Source organism: Streptomyces sp. NP160, from assembly GCF_006335115.1.
Taxonomy (GTDB): domain Bacteria; phylum Actinomycetota; class Actinomycetes; order Actinomycetales; family Quadrisphaeraceae; genus Quadrisphaera.
The window spans coordinates 42,394-64,808 of record NZ_VDMJ01000041.1; the positions used below are offsets into that span (position 1 = coordinate 42,394).

The 22,415-nt window shown below is 68.4% G+C and carries 18 protein-coding genes; 3 read left to right on the top strand and 15 right to left on the bottom strand.

Going from position 1 to position 22,415, the window contains the following annotated elements; all coding sequences use genetic code 11:
* Nucleotides 1-2: 2 nt before the first annotated feature.
* The 7 genes from FHN55_RS18500 to FHN55_RS18535 form a co-directional block, all read right to left on the bottom strand.
* On the bottom strand, nt 3-2,162 hold the full coding sequence (locus tag FHN55_RS18500; RefSeq protein WP_255472641.1) for a relaxase/mobilization nuclease domain-containing protein: 2,160 nt from the start codon (nt 2,160-2,162) through the stop codon (nt 3-5).
* A gap of 17 nt (nt 2,163-2,179) precedes the next feature.
* Entirely contained in the window at nt 2,180-2,596 is a 417-nt protein-coding gene (locus FHN55_RS18505; protein ID WP_180357947.1) for a MobC family plasmid mobilization relaxosome protein, read from the bottom strand.
* A gap of 530 nt (nt 2,597-3,126) precedes the next feature.
* Nucleotides 3,127-3,324, bottom strand: coding sequence for a hypothetical protein (locus tag FHN55_RS18515; RefSeq protein ID WP_147928098.1), 198 nt, complete (start codon nt 3,322-3,324; stop codon nt 3,127-3,129).
* 447 nt (nt 3,325-3,771) lie between these two features.
* Nucleotides 3,772-5,022, bottom strand: a complete 1,251-nt coding sequence (locus FHN55_RS18520) for a zeta toxin family protein (RefSeq protein ID WP_218974813.1) — start codon at nt 5,020-5,022, stop codon at nt 3,772-3,774.
* Complete coding sequence (locus FHN55_RS18525; RefSeq protein WP_180357948.1) at nt 5,019-5,480, bottom strand: helix-turn-helix domain-containing protein; 462 nt, start codon at nt 5,478-5,480, stop codon at nt 5,019-5,021. The genes FHN55_RS18520 and FHN55_RS18525 overlap by 4 nt, the downstream gene beginning before the upstream one ends.
* A gap of 479 nt (nt 5,481-5,959) precedes the next feature.
* Nucleotides 5,960-6,472: a hypothetical protein gene (locus tag FHN55_RS18530; protein ID WP_139713891.1), complete on the bottom strand. Its 513-nt coding sequence runs from the start codon at nt 6,470-6,472 to the stop codon at nt 5,960-5,962.
* A gap of 260 nt (nt 6,473-6,732) precedes the next feature.
* Complete coding sequence (locus tag FHN55_RS18535) at nt 6,733-7,689, bottom strand: YfbU family protein (protein WP_139713892.1); 957 nt, start codon at nt 7,687-7,689, stop codon at nt 6,733-6,735.
* Nucleotides 7,690-7,842: 153 nt separating this feature from the next.
* Between FHN55_RS18535 and FHN55_RS18540 the strand changes: the two genes are divergently transcribed.
* The gene (locus tag FHN55_RS18540; RefSeq protein ID WP_139713893.1) at nt 7,843-9,090 is read left to right on the top strand and encodes a site-specific integrase; all 1,248 of its coding nucleotides are present in this window, start codon (nt 7,843-7,845) and stop codon (nt 9,088-9,090) included.
* Nucleotides 9,091-9,301: 211 nt separating this feature from the next.
* Here the strand turns inward: FHN55_RS18540 and FHN55_RS18545 are convergent, their stop codons facing one another.
* The 4 genes from FHN55_RS18545 to FHN55_RS18560 all read right to left on the bottom strand — a co-directional run bounded on the left by FHN55_RS18545 (nt 9,302) and on the right by FHN55_RS18560 (nt 13,712).
* The gene (locus tag FHN55_RS18545) at nt 9,302-10,339 is read right to left on the bottom strand and encodes a hypothetical protein (protein ID WP_139713894.1); all 1,038 of its coding nucleotides are present in this window, start codon (nt 10,337-10,339) and stop codon (nt 9,302-9,304) included.
* A gap of 37 nt (nt 10,340-10,376) precedes the next feature.
* On the bottom strand, nt 10,377-11,042 hold the full coding sequence (locus tag FHN55_RS18550; protein ID WP_139713895.1) for a hypothetical protein: 666 nt from the start codon (nt 11,040-11,042) through the stop codon (nt 10,377-10,379).
* A gap of 150 nt (nt 11,043-11,192) precedes the next feature.
* Complete coding sequence (locus FHN55_RS18555; protein ID WP_139713896.1) at nt 11,193-12,197, bottom strand: ComEC/Rec2 family competence protein; 1,005 nt, start codon at nt 12,195-12,197, stop codon at nt 11,193-11,195.
* 459 nt (nt 12,198-12,656) lie between these two features.
* Nucleotides 12,657-13,712, bottom strand: coding sequence for an arsenic resistance protein (locus FHN55_RS18560; RefSeq protein WP_139713897.1), 1,056 nt, complete (start codon nt 13,710-13,712; stop codon nt 12,657-12,659).
* Between the two features lie 89 nt (nt 13,713-13,801).
* On the opposite strand from FHN55_RS18560, the gene FHN55_RS18565 reads away from it, so the two are divergent.
* Together FHN55_RS18565 and FHN55_RS18570 are read left to right on the top strand one after the other, a co-directional pair.
* Complete coding sequence (locus FHN55_RS18565) at nt 13,802-14,221, top strand: MerR family transcriptional regulator (protein ID WP_139713898.1); 420 nt, start codon at nt 13,802-13,804, stop codon at nt 14,219-14,221.
* Between the two features lie 432 nt (nt 14,222-14,653).
* Nucleotides 14,654-16,924: a cell wall-binding repeat-containing protein gene (locus tag FHN55_RS18570; RefSeq protein WP_180357949.1), complete on the top strand. Its 2,271-nt coding sequence runs from the start codon at nt 14,654-14,656 to the stop codon at nt 16,922-16,924.
* A 131-nt stretch (nt 16,925-17,055) separates the two neighbouring features.
* On the opposite strand, the gene FHN55_RS18575 is transcribed toward FHN55_RS18570, so the two are convergent.
* The 4 genes from FHN55_RS18575 to FHN55_RS18590 form a co-directional block, all read right to left on the bottom strand.
* Nucleotides 17,056-18,174 carry an acyltransferase gene (locus FHN55_RS18575; RefSeq protein WP_180357950.1) on the bottom strand — a complete coding sequence of 373 codons (1,119 nt, stop codon included), beginning with the start codon at nt 18,172-18,174 and terminating at the stop codon, nt 17,056-17,058.
* Between the two features lie 576 nt (nt 18,175-18,750).
* Nucleotides 18,751-19,194 (bottom strand): hypothetical protein, encoded by a 444-nt coding sequence (locus FHN55_RS18580; RefSeq protein WP_139713901.1) that lies wholly within the window; start codon nt 19,192-19,194, stop codon nt 18,751-18,753.
* Nucleotides 19,195-19,388: 194 nt separating this feature from the next.
* On the bottom strand, nt 19,389-21,302 hold the full coding sequence (gene lnt / locus FHN55_RS18585) for an apolipoprotein N-acyltransferase (RefSeq protein WP_306821823.1): 1,914 nt from the start codon (nt 21,300-21,302) through the stop codon (nt 19,389-19,391).
* A gap of 274 nt (nt 21,303-21,576) precedes the next feature.
* Nucleotides 21,577-22,413, bottom strand: a complete 837-nt coding sequence (locus FHN55_RS18590; RefSeq protein WP_139713903.1) for an undecaprenyl-diphosphate phosphatase — start codon at nt 22,411-22,413, stop codon at nt 21,577-21,579.
* Nucleotides 22,414-22,415: the final 2 nt, after the last annotated feature.

Here is a 22,415-nt window from a genome sequence, read left to right on the forward strand (position 1 = left end):
GGTCAGCGCCTCCGCTTCGGTGTGTTGTCGTCGGTGTCGCGTGCGCTCTCGCGCACCGACCTGCCACTGAGCCAGGCAGCGCGCTCCGTCAGGCTCATCGTCTTCCATCCCGCGGGCCGCTGGGACACGTCCCGCCCTGGCCCACCACGTGAGGCACTGCGACGCTCGGTAGGACGCGCGGCGCGCTCCTCTTCCACGTCGAGACCTCCGGGGTCACTGGCGCCGTCGCCCGGGCCAGCCGGGCGGACCAAGCTGTCGGACATCTCCACGACGTCCTCCCAGGACATCTCGACGGCGTCCTCGCGCGGCTGGGCGTGCTGGCCGTCACGACCTTCGGCGGCCTGCGGGGGGAGCGTCTCGTCCCCCGCGAGGTCGCCATGGTCACTCCGCCCAGGCGCCTCGCGCGCCCGCTCTGGCGCGTCGGCCAACAGGTCGGCCGGTGCCTCAGCTGACACGTCGACACGGTCTGCCGACGCGTTGGCCGGCCCTCCCGCCGGCCCCTGTTCCGGCCGCTCCGAGACTCCGCCGGAGGCCGGCTGGTCCAGCAGCTGGCTTACGCGTTCCGCAGGGACGCCTATGGCGCTGAGGTCAACGGGGTCGACGTCGCCCAGCCGCTCGCGCAGCGCCACGTCGGCCAGGTCAGCCAGCTCGGTGCGGCCTGTTCCGGGGTGCCCGTTCTCCCGCGGCGGCGCGGTCTTGGCCCACTGGATCAGTTCGGTCGCGGTGGTTTGCAGGTCCCCCATGCTGCGACTGGCGTCGGCGAGCTGCACGCGCAGGTCCGCGCGTTCCTGGCTCCCCGGGGCGCTCTCATCCAGGGCGACCGCCAGGTGCTGGATGCGGGTCTCCGCGCGCTCGATCTCCGCGCCCAGCGCAGCGACATGCGCCAGCGCGTCGGTCTCGGTGAGGATCCCGAAGCGGCCCCGCACATTGAGCAGGTTCGCGCTCGTCGCTAGGCGCTCCACCTGCTCACGAACACGCTTGCCGCCGCGCAGCCCACGCGAGCTTTCGATCTGGTGGAGGCGACCCGCGAGTTCCCGCGCGGGCGGCGTGAAGGCCGCGTAGAGGGCTTTGGTCGGGACGTTGGCCACGATGCCTCCGCTGCGGTTCAGGATCGCCTGGGTGCCGTGCTCGGGCAGGTAGATCCGCAGCATCTTGCCATGCTGAACGACTTGGTCAGGGTGCACCGCGATGCAGCGCTGCCCTGCTGTGCCCGGCACCTTGATGGTCACGGCGTGCTGCATCGAGGCGTTGGCCGCGTCATGCACGGGCGCAGTTCCAGGCGCCTCCCGGTGCACCTCTCCATGCGACTGCACAGGCACGCGGCTGGACGCTCGTGAGGATGCTCGGACCGGCACGACCAGGGACTCGTGGGCATCGAAGCGCAGCACGCTGGTCTTACCCAGCCGCGCCATCACCGCCCCTTCGGCATAAGCAGGCCCGAGCCGAACGTCGCGCACCGCGCGGGCCATCGACTCGGTGCGGTAGGTCACTGCTCGCTTCTGGCTGCGACCGACCTCGATGCCCTGGGCCTCCAACGTCAGCTCGTAGTCAAGCCAGTTGCTAGACGCAGACACCGCATGGTCGATCGCGAGGCGCACCTGCTCGTGCCGCGAGGCGCCACGAGCACGCGTGTAGACCTCCGCCAGCCGCGGACGCACCACCGTGTCCGTGCGCGTCTCATCACGCTCGACGGTCCGCTCGATGACGCTCAGACCCATCCCGCGGCACAGCTCGTCACTGATGGCGCGGTAGTCCCCGAGTGTCTGCTTCTGCACCCGCAAGGCCCTGCCGTCGACGTGGCTGACGGCGTTGATGATGAGGTGGTTGTGCAGGTGGCCCTTGTCCAGGTGCGTCGCCAGCGTGTACGCGAACCGGCCCTGCGTGATGCGGTCGGCGAAGGCCACTCCGAGGTCATGGGCCTGGGCTCCGGAGGTGATTTCACCGGGCGCGAACGCCTGGATGACGTGATGGGCGAGCACGGTGGACTTGCGACCCGAACCCTGCCTCAGCTCCCGTGAGGCCTCGAAGGATTCCGCCGTCGCGTTCCAGTCACTGGGGTCGATGACCGCCGCCGTCGTGGACACCAGCAGCCCGCCCTGGGTCGCCTCCGGTCGCACGATGTACCGCAGCGCCTTGCCCAGAGTCGACTTGATCTGGTGCATCGTCACGACCGCCACCGCTAGTCCCCGCCCGTCTCGACGGTGCGGTCTTCGGTGCGGTCTTCGGTGCGGTCTTCGGTGCGTTCGTTGACGCGATCTTGCGGGCGGGTGGCCGCACTCAGGAGCTGCTGCACCTCCTGCATCAGCCGACGTGCAGCGACGGCCTCCGACAGCGTCAGCGATGACTCCGTGTTCGCGTGGCGGGCGATCTGGTTGAGGTTGTTGCCGATCCGCCCGAGCTCCGCGCGCAGCACCTCCGCGTCGAACGCGACCGTCTGCACGCGCAGCTCCCCGTCGACCAGAACACGTCGCGCGTAAGCGCTGAAGTTCGAAGTCCCAGCCAGCGCCATGCGCTGCTGAATGCGCTCCCAGTCCATCGTCGTCAGTCGCAGGGCCTTGAAGACCTCACGGCCATCGGAGGCGGCGCGACGTGCCACGGGACCACCTCCTAACGGGTTTGGGCGGAGCCCATAACGGTCTGCGGCGAAGCCGCTAGACCAGCAAATGTTTAACATTTGCTATGCTTGCTGCTCCGGTGGTCGCTGCTCCGGTGGTCGGCACTATAGACGATGGGCCGGACACCCTCGGTGAGCACCCGCCGACCGGCCCGGCGACTGGCCCGCAGGGCCGGCGCCGCTACCGTGCGGCCATGGTCTTCCCCGACACCCGCGATGCTGACAGCGGCCGATCCCTGCTCGAGCGCGAAGAGAGTGCTCTGGCGCGCAAGCGCCAGGCGATCAACGCCGGCGCCAAGTCCTTGGAAGCTGTGCGACGTGCCAGCGCAGACGCACGCGATGCGCTGCAGACGCTGCGCGACCTTGGGTTCAGCCAGCGAGAGCTCACCAATGCGTTCGGGCTGTCCCGCGATGAGGTGGCCCAGTTCTTCCCTCGTCGACCCCGCTCCGCGGGAACCGCCAGCACCGCCGAGCTCGCCGCCGGGGCCGAGGACGCCTCGGCCTCGGATGACTCAGGCGCGACGGGCCCTGGCCCGGGCGAAGACCTCGGTACCGCCGTCGACGACGAGGCCCAGCAGCCACGACAGCAGCCTCAGGCTCGCTAGCAGCAACGCCCACAGCACCCGGACCAGCAGCACGACAATCATGGCCAGCACGCGGAGGCAGAACAGGAACACCGCGATGGCAATGGCGAACAGGAACGTCGTCATGGCCTGCATGTGACGCCTCCCTTCGGCCCTGCCTCTGCACCGCGGACCGATCCAGAGGCGGTCGAGATGCGGTCGTGGATCAGGACAGCATGCCCCGACCGACCGACACCACGTCAATCCGTGAGCGGGCAGCACGTGGGTTCACTAGCACTGGCGGCGGGCTGCGCGTCCCCCCACCAGTCGCGGGCGCTGGGTCTAGGGAGGCCCTGGAAGGGGGAGGGGTCCCGCGGTGGTGGAGTCATCCGCCACGGGCACTACCGAGCCCACGAGAGTGCTCGACGTGGGCCCCGGTTCCAGCGGGCGCTCCTCGCGCTCAGCGGTTCTCCACCTGCTGTAGGGCCTACACCACCACCGCCGGCCACCAGCAGCCGTCAGACCCCTCACCGCGACGCCGACCACGACGTCGACCACGAGGACGACCATGACGGCGGCCGCCACGGCGTCATCTCACCGAGAGCCGCCAGGACCGCGCGGCTTCCCTCCCGGACTCAGGTTAGGCCCGCGCCCAGCCGGCGACGTCCAGCCTGGTGCGGCAGCGCTGCGCTGTGCCGCCTCACGGAACTGCGCTTGCCGCGTGACGCGATCAGCCAAGGACATCGACGCCGGCCCACGCGGCGGGTCCGTCCGGCCCGACTGGACCGGCGCCGAGGACTGGCGGCCGTCGCCCGGTGCCGTTGGTGCCGCCACGCTGCGGGTCGAGCGAGCAACCGGCTGCAGGGGCCCTCCCGGGCCGCTGCGCGCCAGGTCGACCTCGAGCTGGGGCTGGCCCTGGAGGACCTGCTCTCGGCCCCCCGGGGTGCGGAGAACCTGGTAGCGCAGGACCGCCGGGCAGGTCTGTGCCAGCCCGGCCGCGGCCGCCTCTGAACGCGAGGGGCCACCCGGGCCCTGTGGGCCGTCGAAGACCTGGCGGGCGTACTCCGAGGGCACCCAGCGGCCACCGCCAGCGCTGCCCACACCGGTGAGTGCTTCGCGGTAGGCCAGAGCCCAGCGGTGCTCGATGCGCGCCTGGGAGAGCTCGGCGGAGACCTCCACGTCCAGGACCGTCACGGTGTAGCCCATCGCCTCCAGCCGGCCGCCCAGCTCGACCGCCTTGTCGGGGTTCGACAGGACCGTGTCGATGATGACGTTGGCACCTGCCCGCAGCAGCTGACGCTGCTGCGCCCGCGCCAGCAGACCGGACTCCTCCTGCAGCAGCGCGGACATCTCCAAGGGGAAGAACCGCTCCCCCGCAGCCTCTAACTGTCGGATCTCGCTGGGCTTGATGAACCGCTCGTAGGAGCCATCCGCCAGGGCCGCGTGGACCAGCCCCTCCTTGAAGTGGTCGGCGTCGATGACGGTGTAGGACGCCGGGTCCAGACCTTCGGCTGCCATGAACGGAACCCGCACCGTGGACTTGCCGGCGCCGGGGGGCCCGGCCATGACGATGGCGTGCCGCTCCTGGTCGGCTCGAGCACCTGCGTTGGCCTCGACGAGCAGCTGCCGGTGCAGTCGCCGTCTGAGGGGTGTGGGTTCTCCGCCCCTGAACCAGGCACCGACATTCGTCGTCGCCGTCGACCCTTCCACCGACAGCGGTCCGCCAGCTCGGCTCAGGCGGCGGACCTGCGCCATGTGCGCGGCCACCTGAGCGTCGAGGTCACTCACCGCGCGGCCAGCACCACCACCGGCACTGCCACCGGCGCCGTCGCTGGGGTTGCTCACTGGCCTTCGGGGGCAGGGTGGCGCCGGTTGAAAATCTCTTCGTAGACGTCCTCCTCGATCAGACCGAGCCCCTCGGCGTCTTCCACCTCCGACCACGCCCCTGGCGGGTCGGCACTGAAGTCGTCGAAGGGGTCACGCTCGACCGCGGCGTAGGGGAAGCGCACCAGCTCGTCGACCAACTGATCCCGTGCGAGCAGGCCGGCGGCGTACCGCTTGCAGGCCTCCATCGGCGTCGCACTGGAGAAGCCCTCCGCAGGCTGCGGCAGGTTCGCAGCTCGCTTCAGGATGCCGTTCACCGTGGGCTGGGTCACGCCCAGAAGGGCGGCGATCTCGCGCTGACTCACCCCACCCGCAGCGAGCTGCAGCATGGCGCGGCGCTCATCCATGTCGACGATCTCGCTCTGGTGATGAAGCCTCACCAGGGTGCGCGCCGCAGGCAGATCGTTGATGAGAGTCATGCCGCCTCCTTGCCCGTGATAGCCCATGCTATCACGATCGGGTGGTGCCGCCCGGTCCATGAGTCTGCACGTCTGTTGCCTGTGACCGCGAAGGCTCTGACGGCGGCCGGCCGGACTCTCGCCCCACCTTGCGATCGCTGCGCGAAGGCCTCCGCGTGCTTTCGGTGAGCAACCGTCTCACTTCCTAGGTTCTGAGACGATGAGTGCTCGCTTGGCGGCCAACGCTCAGGTTTCGCGTAGGTAGCGCCGATGGAGGGACTGCCAGCTGGAGCGTGCTGCATCCCGTCGTCATCAAGGGCAAACGCGCTAGACTGGTGGTAGCCCGCTCCCGCTGGGGGTTGGGAAGTGAGGCCGGGACCCCCGCCGGACGACGGGACCCGGCCTTCGCGCTGTCTGGCTCTGGCTAGCGATCATCATGTGCGCTCTCGTGGACACGCTGCGCTCTCACTCTGCCGCTGCCACGCCGAAACGAGCGGCCTTCAGCGCATCGGCACGTCGTGGTGCTGGATCGCCAGCGAGAGCCTGGCCAGGTGCTCAGGGTGCCCCTCTCGTGCCAGGCCCGCGGCCCCCGCGATGGTGTCGGGCAGCCACAGCAGTGGCTCTTCGATCGGCTGGGCGAACTCGACGCGGACGGCCGCGGACAGCCGGTTCGCCGAGCGCAGGGCGTCGACCATCTGCAGGTCGCGGCGGTTCTGCTGCGGGGTGCGCTGTTCTTGGACGATGAGGCTGACCCCATGGGCCTCCAGGGCGGGGTGCAGCGTCTCCAGGCACAGACGGCGGGCGCGCTCCTGCTTGGCGTCGGGAACGGGAGCGGCCACGACGACGACGCAGTGCAGTGCAGCGCTGAGGGCAGCGATGCCAGCAGTGATCTGCCGTCGACGCGCCTGGCTCTCGTCGCGCCAGTGCAGACGGTCCTGGCGCGGCAGCAGCAGTCCCCGCAGGGCCGCGCGCAGCCGCTCCTGCTCCTCGGCGGTGCAGATGGCAGCAGCCATGAGGTAGATGCGTTCCCCGGGCTGGGCGAAGACCCCGGGCCCGACCGGCAGCGCGGTCCTCCGCGCGCCGAGCGTGGGGCTGCCTGCATCACCGGCCGAAGCACCGCGCACGCGAGCGGCGAAGCCACCGACGTGCGCGCTGGCGCCGAGGCGGCGGGAGGACTCATCGACGAAGGCGACGAGCTGGCTGGCTGAGCGTGACCGCTGGGCAGACCCGGTGACAGTCGTTGAGGCGCGCCGCCCAGAGCGGTTCTGGGGAGTCATGAGACGGCAGAACCGCCGTCGCCTGAGGGAGGGTTCGTGGCCAGGCGGGTCCTGGGCAGCATCGAGGCCCTGGCCAGGCCGTGCAGCTCCTCAGCGGTCAGGGTCAGTGCGCCACGTCCCAGGCCGAAGCCGCGGACGGCCTCATCCTGCTTGGCGCGCCACAGGGGCCGGTAGGCCGCCAGCAGTCGCTGGTAGAGACCCAGCTGACGGGCGTGAGAGTTGCCGTTGTCGTGGGCGGCGAAAATCTCGCGCAGGTCGACGTAGAGGCCCTTGCTGAGCAGGTAGCGCGCGTAGCCGAGCAGCCGGGACTCGACGGGATCGTTGGCGTCGAAGCCGCGAAAGCTCAGCATGTCTTGGGCGTAGCGCTCGCTGCGCTCGATGGCCTGCTGCTCGTCGGGCGCCAGCTGGGACCAGGCGAACTGCAGGACGCGGAACATCGTGAGGATCTCGTGGACCAGGTCACAGGCCTGGTCGCTGAGCTCGGGCTCCATGGCCACGAACAGGTCGGGGTACTCCGCGGTGTAGCCGTGCTCGAGGGCTTCGGCGGCGCGCAGGTGGCTGCCGGCGTCGCCGTCGGCCAGGTCCATGGGGTCGAAGCGCTCGCCCCACTGGTCCTCGACGGCGCGTCCCGCCGCGCCATGCGACGGGTTGGCGCGCTGCTCGGAGGTCTGCCCGGTTGTCTGCCCGGTTGTCTGCCCGGAGGGTCGCGTGCCCAGCAGCGCCAGGATGCGGTGCTGCATCGCCAGGGTGCGCCGCTCGACGTAGCTCAGGGTCGCGGGGCGGGTGTGGTTGTAGGGGTTGACGTAGCCCTCGGCGCCGGCGGCACGGGGATCTTTGATCGCCTGGTCGATGAGCTGGCGCACGAGGTCGCCGGTGGCCATGCCACGGGCTTCGGCGTAGGCGTCTAGCCCGGCGCGGGCGGCCTCGTCGATGCGGATGTTGAGCTGCGCCATAGCAGCACCGTAACAACGCGCAGCGCTTTGCTAGGCGCTAGCAGAGCGATGCGGCGTGTCGGACTGGCGCGGAAGGACGGGATAATGAGGGGAATCCCGTCCTATGCCGGCAACCTTTCCCGCACGGTCGGGGGCGGCGCCTACCGTCAGGTGGTGGCCTTCCCCGCCTCTCCCGGTGTCGATGCCGACGCCGACGTCGGCGCCTCCGAGAGCGTCGGCCTCGACGGCGTGGTCGACGACGGCTTCGCTCCTGAGATCGTCCCGGGGCTGGATACCGGCATCGCCGTGGACGGCGATGATCGCGACAGCGTCGATGAGGACCTTGGCGACGAAGCCGTCCTCGATGGAGCGGCGATCGAGGGGCAGCTGGAGCTGGCCTCGCTCGGAGTGCTGCCACAGCTGGCGGGGTTGCCCGAGCGCGAGGCGGCTTACGCCCGCGCCGCCCGGGCGGAGAACACCCTGCGCGGGTACCGCTTCGACTGGGCCGACTTCACCACCTGGTGCACCACCCACGCCGCAGAGCCGATGCCCGCTTCTCCCTCAGCGCTGACCGGCTACCTGGTCGCGCTGGCCGAGGCCGGCGCGAAGGTCGGCACCCTGTCCCGGCGCTTGAGCTCGATCAAGTTCGCCCACGCCAGCGCCGGCCACCCCGACCCCGCCACCCACCCCCGGGTCATGGCCGTCTGGGAAGGCATCCGCCGCCTCCACGGCGCCCCGCCGCAGCAGGCGGCCCCGCTGATGCCGCCGCTGCTGTTTGACGTGCTGGCGGCCTGTCCGGTCACCAGGACCTGGCCCGCGCCAGCCTTGACCGCGTCGGGGCGCCCCTCGAGGGCAGCAGTCCGAGCACCGGAGCCGGATCTGACCGGGGCGCGTGACCGCGCGCTGCTGCTGGTCGGCTTCGTGGGCGCCTTACGCCGCAGCGAGCTGGCAGCCCTGGAGGTCGCCGACGTCGCCGAGCACCCCAACGGCCTGGTGCTGTCCCTACCGCGATCCAAGACCAACCAGACCGGCAGCCGCGCCGAGCTCGTCGTCCTGCCCCGCGCCGGCAACCCCGACCGCTGCCCCGTCCTGGCGCTGCAGCGCTGGCTCGAGCTCGCCGACATCACCGAGGGCCCGGTGTTCCGCGGCGTCACCAAGGCCAACCGTCCAGCTCAGCGCCGCCTGCACCCAGAATCGGTGACCACCCTCGTCAAAGGCGCCCTGGCCCGCACCGGCGCCCCGACGACGGGGTACAGCGGGCACTCCCTGCGGGCAGGGTTCGTCACCTACGCCCACCTGCGGGGCTCGAGCGACCGCGCGATCGCCCACCAGACCCGGCACCGCTCGATGGCCTCCCTGGGCGGATACGTGCGGGTCTCACACGCTTGGACCGACAACGCGGCAACGGCTCTGGGGCTGTAGGGACGTGGACATGGCGAAGCGCACTGCTCCGGCGGACCTTGCTGGGCAGCTGATGTTGCAGGTCTCAGCTGGCCGCTTCTTCCGCCCCGAGGCACACCTCAACGAGACCCTGCACCGACGCGTCATCCACACGAACGTGTGGACCCCCAAACGCTGCCGCCAGCGGTCGACTGACCATGCCGCTGCTGGGTGATTCTGGGCGCACCTGCAGCTACTTCCCGAGTCGGCGGTCGACCTCCCGCTGAACCTCCATATCAATCTCATCGATGAACCGCGCCACCGGCTTTTCCAAGGTCGTAAGGGGTTCTTCGACGTCAGCAAACGCCCTCAATGCTTTCAGGACCTCATCAGTACGTTGCAGCGATTCAGCGCGGGTGCGCCACGACGTCAGAGTTCCTGAAGTAACGGGTAGCTGGCGGGTGAGGAAGTTTGCAGGTGGTTCACTCTCAGCCGCGCGCCTGTCTTCTGGGAGTTGCTGAAGCACCCTTAAGATGAAGTCTCGACCTAGGCCCGGGAAGGTTTCCGATTCGATCTTTTGCAAGTCAGCTTCTAACGCCGTCAGTCTTCCCAAAAGATGTCTAGATAGCGCCGAAGCGACTTCCTGGACGTCAAGGTTTAGGTCTTTCAGGAGGTGCTCGGCGACGGCCCGCGTCAGCATCTGTACGCTTCCGGTGCTCTTCGGTCCAGTCCCTTGAGGCGTGTCCTCCCCCAGGATTTCCCGTACCCCTGATGGGATGATGCCAATTTCACTCATAACCCACTTCTCGTGCAGCAGGAAGGTACAGCACAAGAAGAAGTAGATGCTATTGGTCGCCTGTAGGATGTCAGGGTGCAGGTGGTCGCGGTGGTAGGCGGCGTTTCGAAATCGGTGAAGCGCTTTCGCGCAGGCGCCGTACTCCTCAGGTAGATCCAAGCCTGAAGCACCCAGGGCGTAGGTAACGAGGTCCTTGAAATTTGATTCAATTTTGTCTTGACGTTTCCTGGAAATAGCTTGGCTTATCAAATCTAATTGAAGAGCCTTGCCCTCCTCGTCGAGGTCCTCAGCGGCTCCTAGGGACTCGGCGAGGTCGCGGTACTTCTCAGCCCAGACCAGTCCAGCGCGTGCGGTACGCATTAAGGAGATTTCCGCGGCGTTGTCCAGCAGCAGGAACGCCAGGCGGACGTGGGCGACGTCGTCGTAGGCGGCCAGCCGCTTAGCTTCGAAGAGCTGGACGGCGATGCGTTCTAGCTCCTCCATCGTCGAGGGCACAGGGTCTCCTCCTTCAACCGGTGGAGTGGTGAGGTGGTTATCGTCGGCGACGGGACCACCACGGAGGTCGCGACACGTCGACAGCTCCGACCAAGCCCTCCAAGGCGTCCAGGAGACGGTCGGCGTAGATCTTCGCGACGTCTCGCACCCAGCTCTCGCGCACGAACGCCAGCCACACGACGACCATGACTAGCGAGTAGGCGGTGGACAGGACCACTGGCATCTGCCAGTCATCCTCGGCCAGCAGGCGGCGCACGCCTTCGCCGGCGATAAGCAGCGCCACTGCGACACCCACCCACTTGATTGCCAGCATGTTGCGCGCGAAGTTGTAGTTGACCAGCTCCTCACGCACCAGCGGCGCTTCCTTGGGAAACCGGCGCGCCTGAATCTGCAAGCGCTTGGTCGCCGCCGCGTAGCGGTGCTTGGCCTCCTCCGGCCGCAGACACTCTTCTCTCGCCGTCGGCAGCGGCCGTCCGACCAGCTGGGCGAGCAGCTCACGGCGGCGTGCCCTGATCAGGGGGTTGCCCTCCCCCGTCGCCTGGAGCAGCGCCTCGAGGGGGAGCACGCCCCAGCGCTTGGCCAGCGTGCGCTGCAATGCCCGTCCCCGGGTGCGCACGATGGCCGAGATGATCGCGAGCACAGCCACCAAACCGGCCGTGAGAACGTCAGCGGAGTAAGTGAACCGGAACACCAAGATCGCCATGACGATCGCCGGGGATGCCGCGGCAACGGCCGGCCCCAGCCGGGCTCGCGTGTCGAAGATGTCGATGGGGCATCTTAGCCGGCTTCGGTATCCACCAGAATGCCGAAGCCAGGCTGAGCATGGTGCCGCCAGATTGAGACTAGGTGGCCATTATTCGTCAAGCCAATCCTGCGTGACCATCGGCGAGTAGTCGGGACGCGCGTCAGCACCGCGGCTCCAGCAGATGTCCTTTCCGCGCGTGGCCTGCCAGGGATAACCGCGCCGTTTGAGTGCGTTCGCCACCTCGGGGCGGGGGAAGTCATCCGCCTCCTTACCGACGCTGATGATGGACTCACCGCGATGAGTAAATGTCTCTACGCCGAGAAGCCGATCGAGCAGATCCTTGGTCAGGTTGTGCCGAGAACCATGGTGGGGAACGTCGAATAAAGAGATAGCAGATGAGCGTCCCGCCGCGTCGAGGTGGTCGGCGGCAAGCGTCAGGGCCGGTGCACCGGCGTCTCCAGTGAAGAGCACGCGGTAGCCATCGACCTGCAGATCCATAATAATGCTGGAGTTATTTCTCGGGGTAGTTCCCCCATTGTCGTCAGTAAGCGTTTCTCCGGGGTCACTGCTACGCCAGTTAAAAACCTGGCGGATGGCTTGGGTGGCCTTGGTTACGAGTCCGCCGAGACCTTGCGACTTCTGCGCCAGCAGAAGCTGCGCGCTGAGTTGCAGCTCGTAGTATTCCTCACTGGGGCCAGCGACCCGCAGCGCGCCACCGAATAGGTCAACGCCCGCAAAGTCGTGCCTCAGCGTTGTCCCCTGCTCGACGGCAGCTTTGACCAAGTCCTCGACAGTGCCGCTCTTCACGGCATCGCTGGAGTACCCGTAGAGAGAGGGGCGGTGGACGAGCAACTCGCCAACGCTCATGTTCTCGAAAATTCCGAAAAGACCCTGAATGTGGTCATCATCTGGATGTGTACAGACAACGAGGTCAGCATGAGTGGTGTCGTAGTACTTCTTGATGAGCGCTGCGAGCCTAGCTCCATCATCTCGGAAACCGCCGTCGATGACCATGACGACGTACTGACCTGTGGACGGATGCGTGAACCGGCATGCGATGGCGTCACCGGTCTTCGTCTTCTCGCCCACCCACATGAAGTCAACTTCAATCATGGAAGCCCCCCCCTTGGTCGTTGCGGCGGACCCTAGAGGCGACCACCGACAGCCCGTGACTGCAGGAGGGCAGCAGATCGGCGGACAAGGGCGGTACGCGATCCACGCGACGAGCGCCGTCCCACTTCCTAGATAGTGGGACGGTCGCGGTCTGACCCAACCAAGATCACGCGCGACGCTCGACGCGCCGTCTCAGAGGTCGTGTTCTTTACGCCGTCCCACGTGCTCGTCCGGAGACGATTTCCGGGACGCTGCGCTCGGGTATGGCCTCCTCGCTCAGCTCCCTGGGCCACCGCACCACCCATAGGCCAAGTTTCGATCTTCAATCGCCGCCCGTTGGGGTAGACGGAACACCGAACTGGGCAAATAAGACTCCAGCACGCGGTGTGACGTCAGCAGGCACGGTTGCCTCGCCCGCGTCCGGTGGGCGGTCGTCGACCGGGCACTGTTGTCGGGTGGCTAGCGCTCGACCTCGTCGAGGGCCACGGCCTCGGCACCTGCAGGCTTGGGCCGGTTCGTTAACGGCAAGACCCGAACCAGCACCACCATGACCACCAGCTCCACCAGTGTCTGGGTCACTACCACCAGCGGCGTCAGAGACTGCGACGCCGGCAACGCCAAGGCCAGTGGCAGCACCACCAGGGAGTTGCGGGTGACACCGCTGAACACCACCGCCCGACCCGAGGTCACGTCCAGACGCGCGAATCGCGCGACGACCAGGCCCAGCAGGACCATCGCCACCGCGAAGCCCACGTACAGCGGCACCAGCTCCATCAACCTCCCGAGTTGACCGCTGACCGCCCGCACCTGGGAGGCGATCACAACAGCCAAGGTGGCGAACATCAGCGGCACCATCGCCGCTAGCGTCACCTCCTGCAGCTGAGCGGCCCACCGCGCCCACCACGGCCGTCGACGGTCATCCTTGCCCTGGCTCTGAGTGCTTTGGCCTACCAGGACCTGGGTCAGCGCCGCTGCTGCCAGTGGCAGCACGATCAGCACCACGAGGGCGTGCGCGAAAGGGCCCACCTCCACGGCCCGGGCGGCCCGGGGACCGACCATCACCCACAGGTACACCGGAAGTAGCAGCGCCTGGGCGAGCATCAGCAGCGGCGCCGCCGCCAGCAGACGGTCTGCGGCTCCGCCGGCCAGGCGGGCGAAGACGATGACGTAGTCAATGCACGGGGAAAGCAGCACCAGCAGCACCCCGAACAGCACCGCCGGCTCATCGGCAACCACACGGCTGAGGGCGTACACGACCACGGGCACGAGGGCGAAGTTCAGCGCCAGCACGGTCAGGAGGAAGCGGGCGTCGGTGAAGGCGCGGCTGATAGCGGTGAAGGGGACCCCGAGGAAGGTGGCGTACAGCAGCAGCGCGATGACGGGGTTGATGGCCGCCTCGAGGTGGCGTGCACCGGGAATGAGCAGTCCAGTAGCCACTCCGGCGGCGATCCCGGCCAGGTAGATGGCGATCTGGTGGCGCTCCAGGCGCTCGGTGGTGGCGCTCAGCCGACTCATCAGTTCGGGCTCGAGGCGGTCGCATCGAGGTGCATGCGGTGGACCGTAAACGTTGGAGTCGACTCGAAGGTCAAGCTTTACGGTGGTGTGTGCGCATCTCCGAGGTCGTTCAGCGCAGCGGCGTTCCGGCGACGACGCTGCGCTACTACGAGGCGCTGGGCCTGGTGAGCTCGCGGCGCTCGGCCAACGGCTACCGCGACTACGACGAGGCGGTCTTCGAGCAACTGGGCTTCATCGCCTCGGCGAAGGCGCTGCGGCTGGAGCTGCCGCAGATCGCGGAGCTGTTGAGGCTGTCGCGCGAGGGCACATGCACCCAGGTCAAGCAGCGCCTGCATCCGGTGCTGGTGGCCGAGCTGAAGCGGGTGGAGGCTGCGCTGGAGGCGTTAGCGCTGTTGAGGGGGCAGCTGGTGGAGGCCGTCGAGCAAGTGGCTGGATGTCCGGACAGTGAGTCGGCGTGCCGTTCGGAGTGTGCGTTGGTGGTACTGCAACGTCCTGCCAGTGTCATATGACGACCGCTGCCCGGTCAGTGTCTCGCTGACCACCCCGACCGGACGGCCGCGAGGCTGGCGCGTCCAGCATCGTCACCTCGCGAGCCCATTTCGCTTTTGTCGTGTTCGGTGGTCCCTCTCAGTGAGGTGCGTCGGGGAAGATCAGCGCGAGCCTGGTCAGGGTGGACCAGGCCATGCTCGGCGCGTGCGCGGGCTTGCTCCGCGAGACGACGGAGACCGCCTTGGCCGCCGGTCCATCACTGATTGCGTTGACGTGAAACGAACTATCGGTGGGCGGAGGAGTTCCGGTCACGCTGCTGTTGCTGTCCTCGCCTTCGGCGAGTCTGCGCTGCTCGTCGGGCGAGCGCTCCTAGGCTGCGAAGGGCTGACTGCCGGTGGCCCATGGCTACCGATGATGAGCCACGAGGTGAGCCCAGGCGGAGGAGGGTGACGGTGAGTGACCCTGGTGCGTCTGCCGGGGCGATCCGTCGACGGGCGTTCCTCACGGGCGCGGGCGTGCTGGGCGGAACAGTGATCTTGGCTGCTTGTGCCGGCGAGGGACGCGTACGCCTGGGTGCTGAGGCGCAGGTCGACGGGCAGCTCCCACGGGCTGGCGGCACGGGCCAGGTGCGCCTGATCGCAGCTGAGGCGGTCTCACCCTCGCAGATGCAGATGCAGGTGCCGCAGACGCAGGTCCAGCAGATCGACGTGCAGGACATGACCGCCTCGCGCGTGGCGGGCTCGAGCGGGCTGGCGGCCACGGTGAGAGCTGATGTGGGCGGTAAGTGGGTCAGCGCCACCCACGAGGTCCGATCGTTTCGGCTGCTGGGCATGACGTGGCCGGCAGCTGCTCGTCAGGGGGCCCAGCTGGTGCTGGCGGTGCGAGTGCGCAGCGGTGGGCAGTGGAGTGCCTGGCAGGTGCTCGAGGTGATGGAGACCGCCCCAGCCAGGTCGGAGGCTTCCTCGGCGCAGGTGCGGGAGGGCACAGAGCCGCTGGCAGTGGCCAGCAGCGACGCCGTCCAGGTACGCGTGTCCTCCGAGACGGTCGCGGCACCTGCCGGGCTGCGTCTTGAGCTCATCGACCCCGGCGAGTCCACAGCCCACGGCACAGCTGAGGGGACAGCTGATGGCACGGCCCGGGTCGCGCCGACGACGTTCACCAACCAGCCCGCGATCGTCACCCGCGCGCAGTGGGGCGCAGATGAGAGCTACCGCAATGACGTCCCCCACTACAACGCCACCATCAAGGCTGCCGTCATCCACCACACGGCCGGGAGCAACGACTACACGAGCCCAGCCGAGGCCCAAGGCGAGGTCCGAAGCGTTTACGCCTACCACACGCGAAGCCTGGGGTGGGATGACATCGGCTACCACTTCCTCGTGGACAGGTTCGGCACGATCTACGAAGGGCGCGCCGGCGGCGTCGACCGGCCCGTGCGAGGTGCCCACGCCGGTGGCTTCAACACCGACACCTTCGGTGTCTCGGTGCTCGGCAACTACGAGACAGCAGCTGCTACCCCGGCCATCGTGGACAGCGTCGCCCGCGTGACGGCGTGGAAGCTCGGACTGCACGGAGTGGACCCCAACGCCACGACCCAGCTCGTCTCCGAAGGTGGGGGGACCTCTCGCTACGGCGCTGGGACCGTGGTCGACGTAGCGACGATCATCGGCCACCGCGATGTGGGGGCCACTGCATGTCCCGGTGAGCACCTGTACGCCCAGATGGATCAGATCCGCTCCACGGTCTCGTCCTACCTGGACGCGGACGTCGACCCCGAAGTGACCCGGCTGGCCGGTGGTGACCGCTATGAGACCAGCGCCGCCCAGGCGCGGGAGATCTACCCGGACAGCCGCACCGTCCTCATCGTGGCCGGGGAGGACGACCACCTCGTCGACGGCTTGGTGGCCGCACCCCTGGCCGTGCAACGCCAAGCACCGATCCTGCTCTCGAGGCGGGACCACCTGCCTGATGTCGTAGCCCGAGAGGTGCAGCGACGAGCAGCGAACACGGCCTACCTCATCGGTGGTGCTTCCTCCTTGGGGGAAGGGGTCGAGCAGGCGCTGCGCGCGTGCGGTGTCACCCAGCTGGTCCGCATCGCAGGCACCGACCGGTATGACACAGCGGCCCAGGTGGCTCTGAAGATGGCTGAGGCGGGCACCGACGACGTCGCGGTGCTGGCCTCGGGGGAGACCGAGCACATGATTGACGCTCTGGCGGTCGGGGGCCCGGCCGGTCTGACCGCGCGTCCCATCCTGCTGACCCGCGCCGGCGGGACTCCGCAGGTCACTTTGGATGCCCTGCAGCGCCTGAAGCCGAAGTCCCTCGTCGTGGTGGGCGGCTCTGCGTCCGTCTCGCCACACAGCGCCGCTGCAGCGCTGGCCAAGGTCGGCCTGACGACCAAGTCCTTGGTCCGCATCGCTGGCCCTGACCGCTACAGCACCGCTACGGCCATCGCTTCAGCGTGGTCGGGCAAGACCGGAACGCATACGATCATCATCGCCTCGGGTGAGCAGGCCAACGTCGCCGACGCCATCTCCGCCGGAGCCCACGGCCGCCTGACACTGCTGGTGCCCCGCGGGGACCTGCCTGGTGCCACCGTGCAGTGGCTGCGTAGCCGTGCCATCAGTCAGGTCATCGTCGTCGGCGGCGCCAGCGCCGTCTCCGACAGCACGGTGACGCAGATCATGGACGCCCTCAAGGGCAAGCAGGTGCGGTCGGTGTAGGCCAGGCCGGCGCACCGCCCTCCCGTGAGGGCCCTCGAGCCGACAACGCCCACCCGCCCCCCGCCTGCCCCCGCCCGCGGCACAGCCACGGTGCTTTCTCCGCCTCGTCGCTTGCAGCGCACGCGTCGACCTCACGCGGCGGCGATGGCCAGGGCGCCAGCGAGCACTCCTGCACCGGTGAAGCAGGCCCCTAGCAGGAGTCCTCGGCGCGAGCTGGTGCTCCATGCTGGCGCGAAGCGGCACGGTCGCTCGATCACCACAGCTGTGACCCATGCCAGCGAACCGGCCACCACGATCTCCAGGGTCAGTAGCAGCGGCCAGCCCTGGATGCCTACATCCTCGGCGACGTAGATCACGGGCAGGTGCCAGAGGTACCACACGTACGACAGTCGACCGGCTGCTTGCACGGGCGCCCAGGACAGGATGCGCTGCGCCAGACCTGGCGCTCCTGCGCCGCCGGCGATGAGGGCGACGGCACCCAAGGTGGGGATGATGGCAGCTGACCCTGGGTAGTCCACCGTGCCTGTCCATTGAGCACTCGTCGCGATCAGCAGCAGGCCGGTGGTGCTCGCGCATGCCGCAGCGGCCGGCCACCAGGATCTGTGGATGAGCTCGTGCACAGCCGGGACGGCAAGCGCCAGGAGCGCACCGGCGGCCAGCTGCCAGGCGCGCGTCGGCGTGGACAGGTAGGCCACGGTTCCCGACAGGGGCGTCAGGATGATGGAGGTGCTGAGGGAGACCAGCGCCAGTCCACCAGCGACCACGGCCAGCCAACGGCGCACCGAGCCCCCGCGCTTGTGAGCTAGCCAGGCGGTCAGCATCACCAGCGGCGGCCAGGCCAGGTAGAACTGCTCCTCAACGGCCAACGACCAGTAGTGCAGCAGCGGACTGCCCACCCCGATCGGGTTCAGACCTGCCACGTCGGCTAGGACGTAGCGCCAGTTGGCGGCCTGCAGGCTCGCCGCGACTGCGTCGACGCCGACGCGCGCCAAGGTCGCCGGGGCGACCACGGCGACGATGAGCAGGACCGCGATGGTGACGCTCACGGCGCTGGGAAGGATGCGCCGCGCCCGGCGGGCGTAGAAGCGCGCCAGGTCCACCCGACCGGAGGTTTCAACCTCCCGCACCAACAGTCCGGTGATCAGAAATCCGGAGATCACGAAGAAGACATCGACACCGAGCCGCCCGCCGGCGGTCCCGGGCACTCCGGCTTGGTAGAGCAGCACCAGCCCGAGCGCCAGAGCGCGCATGCCCTCGATGTCGGGACGAAAGGCGCTGCGGTGCCTGGTCGCTGGCTGGCCTTGCACAGGTGGAGCTGTCTGAGGCATGGGTGCTCCCTTCGAGCCCGGCTACGGCGACGAAGATCGCCATGAGCGCGGGCGTGGGTCGTGGTGGGGGGCCGAGACCGACCGGGGACGCCGTCACCGGCGGGTCGGTCAGGCGGTGCTGATGAAGTGCTCACCGGGGACGTCGCGGTCAACTAGTGAGCGGCCTGCAGGAGGTGGTGTCACCGCTGGTGCCCGCCCGCACAGCCGTCATTCGGGAGTGCGGACGGCCGTGCACGGTTCTTCCCAGGCTGAGCGCGGGACAGTCGCGAGACAGCCCTAGGACGGCCCGCGGTGAACAACCACAGGCTGGCGTCGTTGCGAACAGGTGCGGCTGCTCGACAGCAGAGCGCTACCTGCCGGCTCCGTCACGCTGACCTGCCCCAGGCGTGTCAGCGACGGCCCTCCCAGCGGCCTCGCTGGGCGGCCTTGTGTGACACCGCATCCAATGAGTCGCTGCCTGTCAGTTCCCGGCGGGGTTGGACATCCCGGCGCGGCAGCTCAGTCAGGAAAGACGTCGGTGACGAGGTCGACCAGCAGCAACGAAGTTGTAGCGCCGGGAGCTGGCGTGGTCAGAGTCGATGGGTAGACCAGGGACACATCGGCGGTTCGGGTGTCGAGGCCGACGCAGCGGTGGTCGACGCAGGTGTACTTCGAGGAGGGCTCGGTGACCTCAGAGGACGAGGCGGCTGCTGCGGCTCCCCACGCATCAGCGGTCGGTTCCTCGAAGGTCGTCAGGGGTGCCTGCACCAAGGAGGCCGAGGAAGCCGGATCGGGTGCGTTGGTGAAGGAGCCACCAGCTTTGAGCATGTTCGGCTGCGGTGAGGATGCAGTGTCGCCGGCCGCGACTGCTTCAGTGCCTCCAAAGCCGATCAACGCGTAGCCGGAGCTGATAGCTCTGTTCAAGGGCTCCGACAACGGCAGGTTCAACAGGCCGACGACCATCAGCGCAGTCAGGGCAAGCAGATACCCACCTGCCCCACAGCGACTGCGTCGTCGCTGCGCGCACGTCTGCTCGCGCAGACGGGCCATGACCGGAGCGGGCACTCGCGAAACGTACCGGCGCGGGACGCAGCGCAGCGGATCGAGCTGACCAATCACTCTTTCGCCGGCCTCTCGCAGCGACGGCAGTAGAGCGATCAAAGTGTCTGATGCTGTCCGTGAGAGCTTTCGCCGTTCGGATTGCCAGCTGGGGGTGCAGAGCGGGAATCCCGCAGGCGGACTCTCAGGCTGACCATGACCATGACCATCAGGCAGAAGGCGAACACCGGTAGGTCAGCCCAGCGGATGTAGGGCGTCTGACCCTCGTGCAGATCCACCGTGGCCGTCAGCACCTGCGCTCTACCCAGATCGCTGGTCTGGACGATCTGGCCGTCAGCGTCGACGATCGCGCTGTACCCGGTGGGGGCGCTCTGCACCACCGTGCGATGGCTTTCCCGGGCCCGTAGCTGGGCGGCTGCGAGCTGCAGCGCAGGGACGACATCGTAGGAGTAGGACGCAGCGTTGGTGGGCACCAGGATCGCCTGGCCTCCCGCCTGCACCGCCTCTCGTACCCGGTCGGCGAAGAACCCCTCATATGAGATCACCGTGCCGAGCCGGACCGTTCCTCGTGCGGTAGGGACGTCCAGGGCGGCTGTTCCCACCCCGACCAGCGCATCGCGTGGCACCAGGGTCCCGGCTGAGGAGATGCGCGACAGCAGAGCCCTCGCAGGCAGGTACTCACCGAAGGGAACCCGGTGCTCCTTCTCGTAGCGCCCCACGATGCGCCCTTCGCCGTCCCACAGCACTGCTGCATTGCGGAAGGTGGTCGAAGCCGTCTCCACCACCCCCACCACCACCGCAGCGCGCAGGCGCTCGGCCAGGGCGGCGACACGACGCTGTTGCGGTGCGCTGGCGACCGGACCGGACACGCTCAAGACGTTCTCCGGCAGCAGCACCAGGTCCACCGGCGGTACCTTCCCGGTCGCGATGTCGTCGCCCAAGTCCTCCGCCAAGACCAGGTGACGCTGCGTCACCTGGTTCGGATCGCTGAAGACAGCTCGCAGTCCACGCGGCCCACCGCCTTGGACCAGGGACAGGTGCAGCTGCCCGTTGCTCTGGGAGTGCACCTGCGCGCCCAGCGCGATCGGTGTTGCCAGCACCAAGGCTGCAGCTGCGAGAACCGCCAAGGACGGCAGTGACCGCTTCCCCGCTGACAGGAGCCAGCGACCACCGGTGCGGTGATGGTCTCGCGTCCTGGCGGGCGCTGGGCTGACGCGGACTGCTCGATGGCCCGCCCGCTCGGCCCACCCCGTCTGCAGCACACGAGCCAGTGCGACACCGCTGGCCACCGACACCAAGGTCACCAACGGTGCCCCACCCCACGCAGCGGCCACCGCGAACGGGCCTGAGGCCTGCCCCAGCGACAGGGCCGGCAGGGGGAACCCCTGCAGCGGAAAGCGCGCCAGCACCATCTCCAGCAGGGCCATGCAGGCAGGTAAGGCCCCGTAGTCGCGCACCAGATCTGCCGCGGTTGTCCGGCCAGTTCCCCCGAGGGGCACACGCCGCCCAGGGCCAGTGGTGGACCGGCTGGCGGGGCGGGGCAGTCGCCCCGGAGGGGCCGCCAACCGCAGCGCAAGGGTGAGCAGGCTGCCGATGACAACGCTGGCTGCGACGTACCCGATCACCGTGATCTCGGTCAACCACCACAGCGACGCCGTCGCCCACAGCCATCCAGCAACCCAACAGCTCCATGCGCGACTTCGGCCCCGCAGACCGTCCAGCCCCATCACCACCAGCAGTGACCCCGCAGGCAGGCACCACCACCACGAGCGCGGGGGGGCGGACAAGAACCACACCAAGACACCCGTGAGCAGCGATGTTGCCGACCATAACGGTGCCGACGTCCACCCAAAAGCACGGACGAGACCGGCAACAGGACCCCCGACACGGTCACCGGCCGGACCACTCCAGCGTGTCCTCGAGCCACGCGCGCCGTGTCGTCGCAAGACGTTGATGTCGTCACCCTTTCGCTTGCTGGACGCCCACCCGAGCAGGGCCCGTCGGTGTGCCATCTCGTGGTCCCACGGCGTGATCGTCAGTGATGCGCCGTGAGGGACCAGCCGGGATCGATCCCGGGATCCCAGCCGAGTGATCTCCACGGCGGGCGTCAGTTCCTGATGCGCACGGCACCCTGGCCGTCACGGACGTCTTGCATGCACGCCGCTGCAGCCCGTGGGCGAGCGTGCCCGCGGTGGTCGCGCGGGGCCCGTCCTTGACCGCAGCCCCTCGCATCAGCGCTGAGCGGTGATCGTCGTGGCAGGTTGCGCCGTCCTCGGGTGTCCCGCTTCACGTGGCGGCCACCACGCCGGTGCCCACCAGGGCTAGGACCAGCGATCCCGCAATGATGCGGTAGGCGATGAACAGCGAGTAGCTGTGGCGGGCGATGAACTTCAGTAGCCAGTCCACGGTGAGGTAGGCGACCACGAAGCTGACGAGGGTGGCCAGCAGCGTTGGGCCCCAGCCGATGCCGCTGGAGATCTGCGGCGCGGCGCTGACGCTCTGGTAGACGCTGGCCGCGGCCAGCGCGGGGATGGACAGGAAGAAGGACAGCCGGGTGACGGTGACGCGGTCCAGGCCGCGAAGCAGGCCGATCGACATGGTGGCGCCCGAGCGGGAGACGCCCGGGACCAGCGCCAGGCACTGCACCAGGCCGATGGCGAGGGTGTCGCGCCAGGTCACCGCGCTCTCGGGCTTGTTCTGGCTGGCGGTGCGGTCGGCGTAGAGCATGACGACGCTCCACCCGATGAGCGCGATGCCCACCACCCACAGGCTGCGCAGGGTGGTCTCGATGAGGTCGGAGAAGAGGAACCCGACGATCCCGATGGGCAGGGAGCCGACGATGACGCCGACCGCCATCCGCCAGTCGGCGTTGTGGCGGGCCTGGGAGTAGCGCAGCCCGTCCAGAACAGCAGCGATGAGGCGGATGAGGTCGCGGCGCAGGTACAGCAACGTCGCCAGCACCGCGCCGATCTGGATGATGACGGTGAAGGCGGTGACGTCGGGATCGTTGACCCTGTAGCCCAGCAGCTTCTCCAGGATTGTCAAGTGCCCGGTAGAGGAGACCGGAAGGAACTCGGTGACCCCTTCCACAGCTCCCAACAGGACGGCGTGCCACCACTGCACCT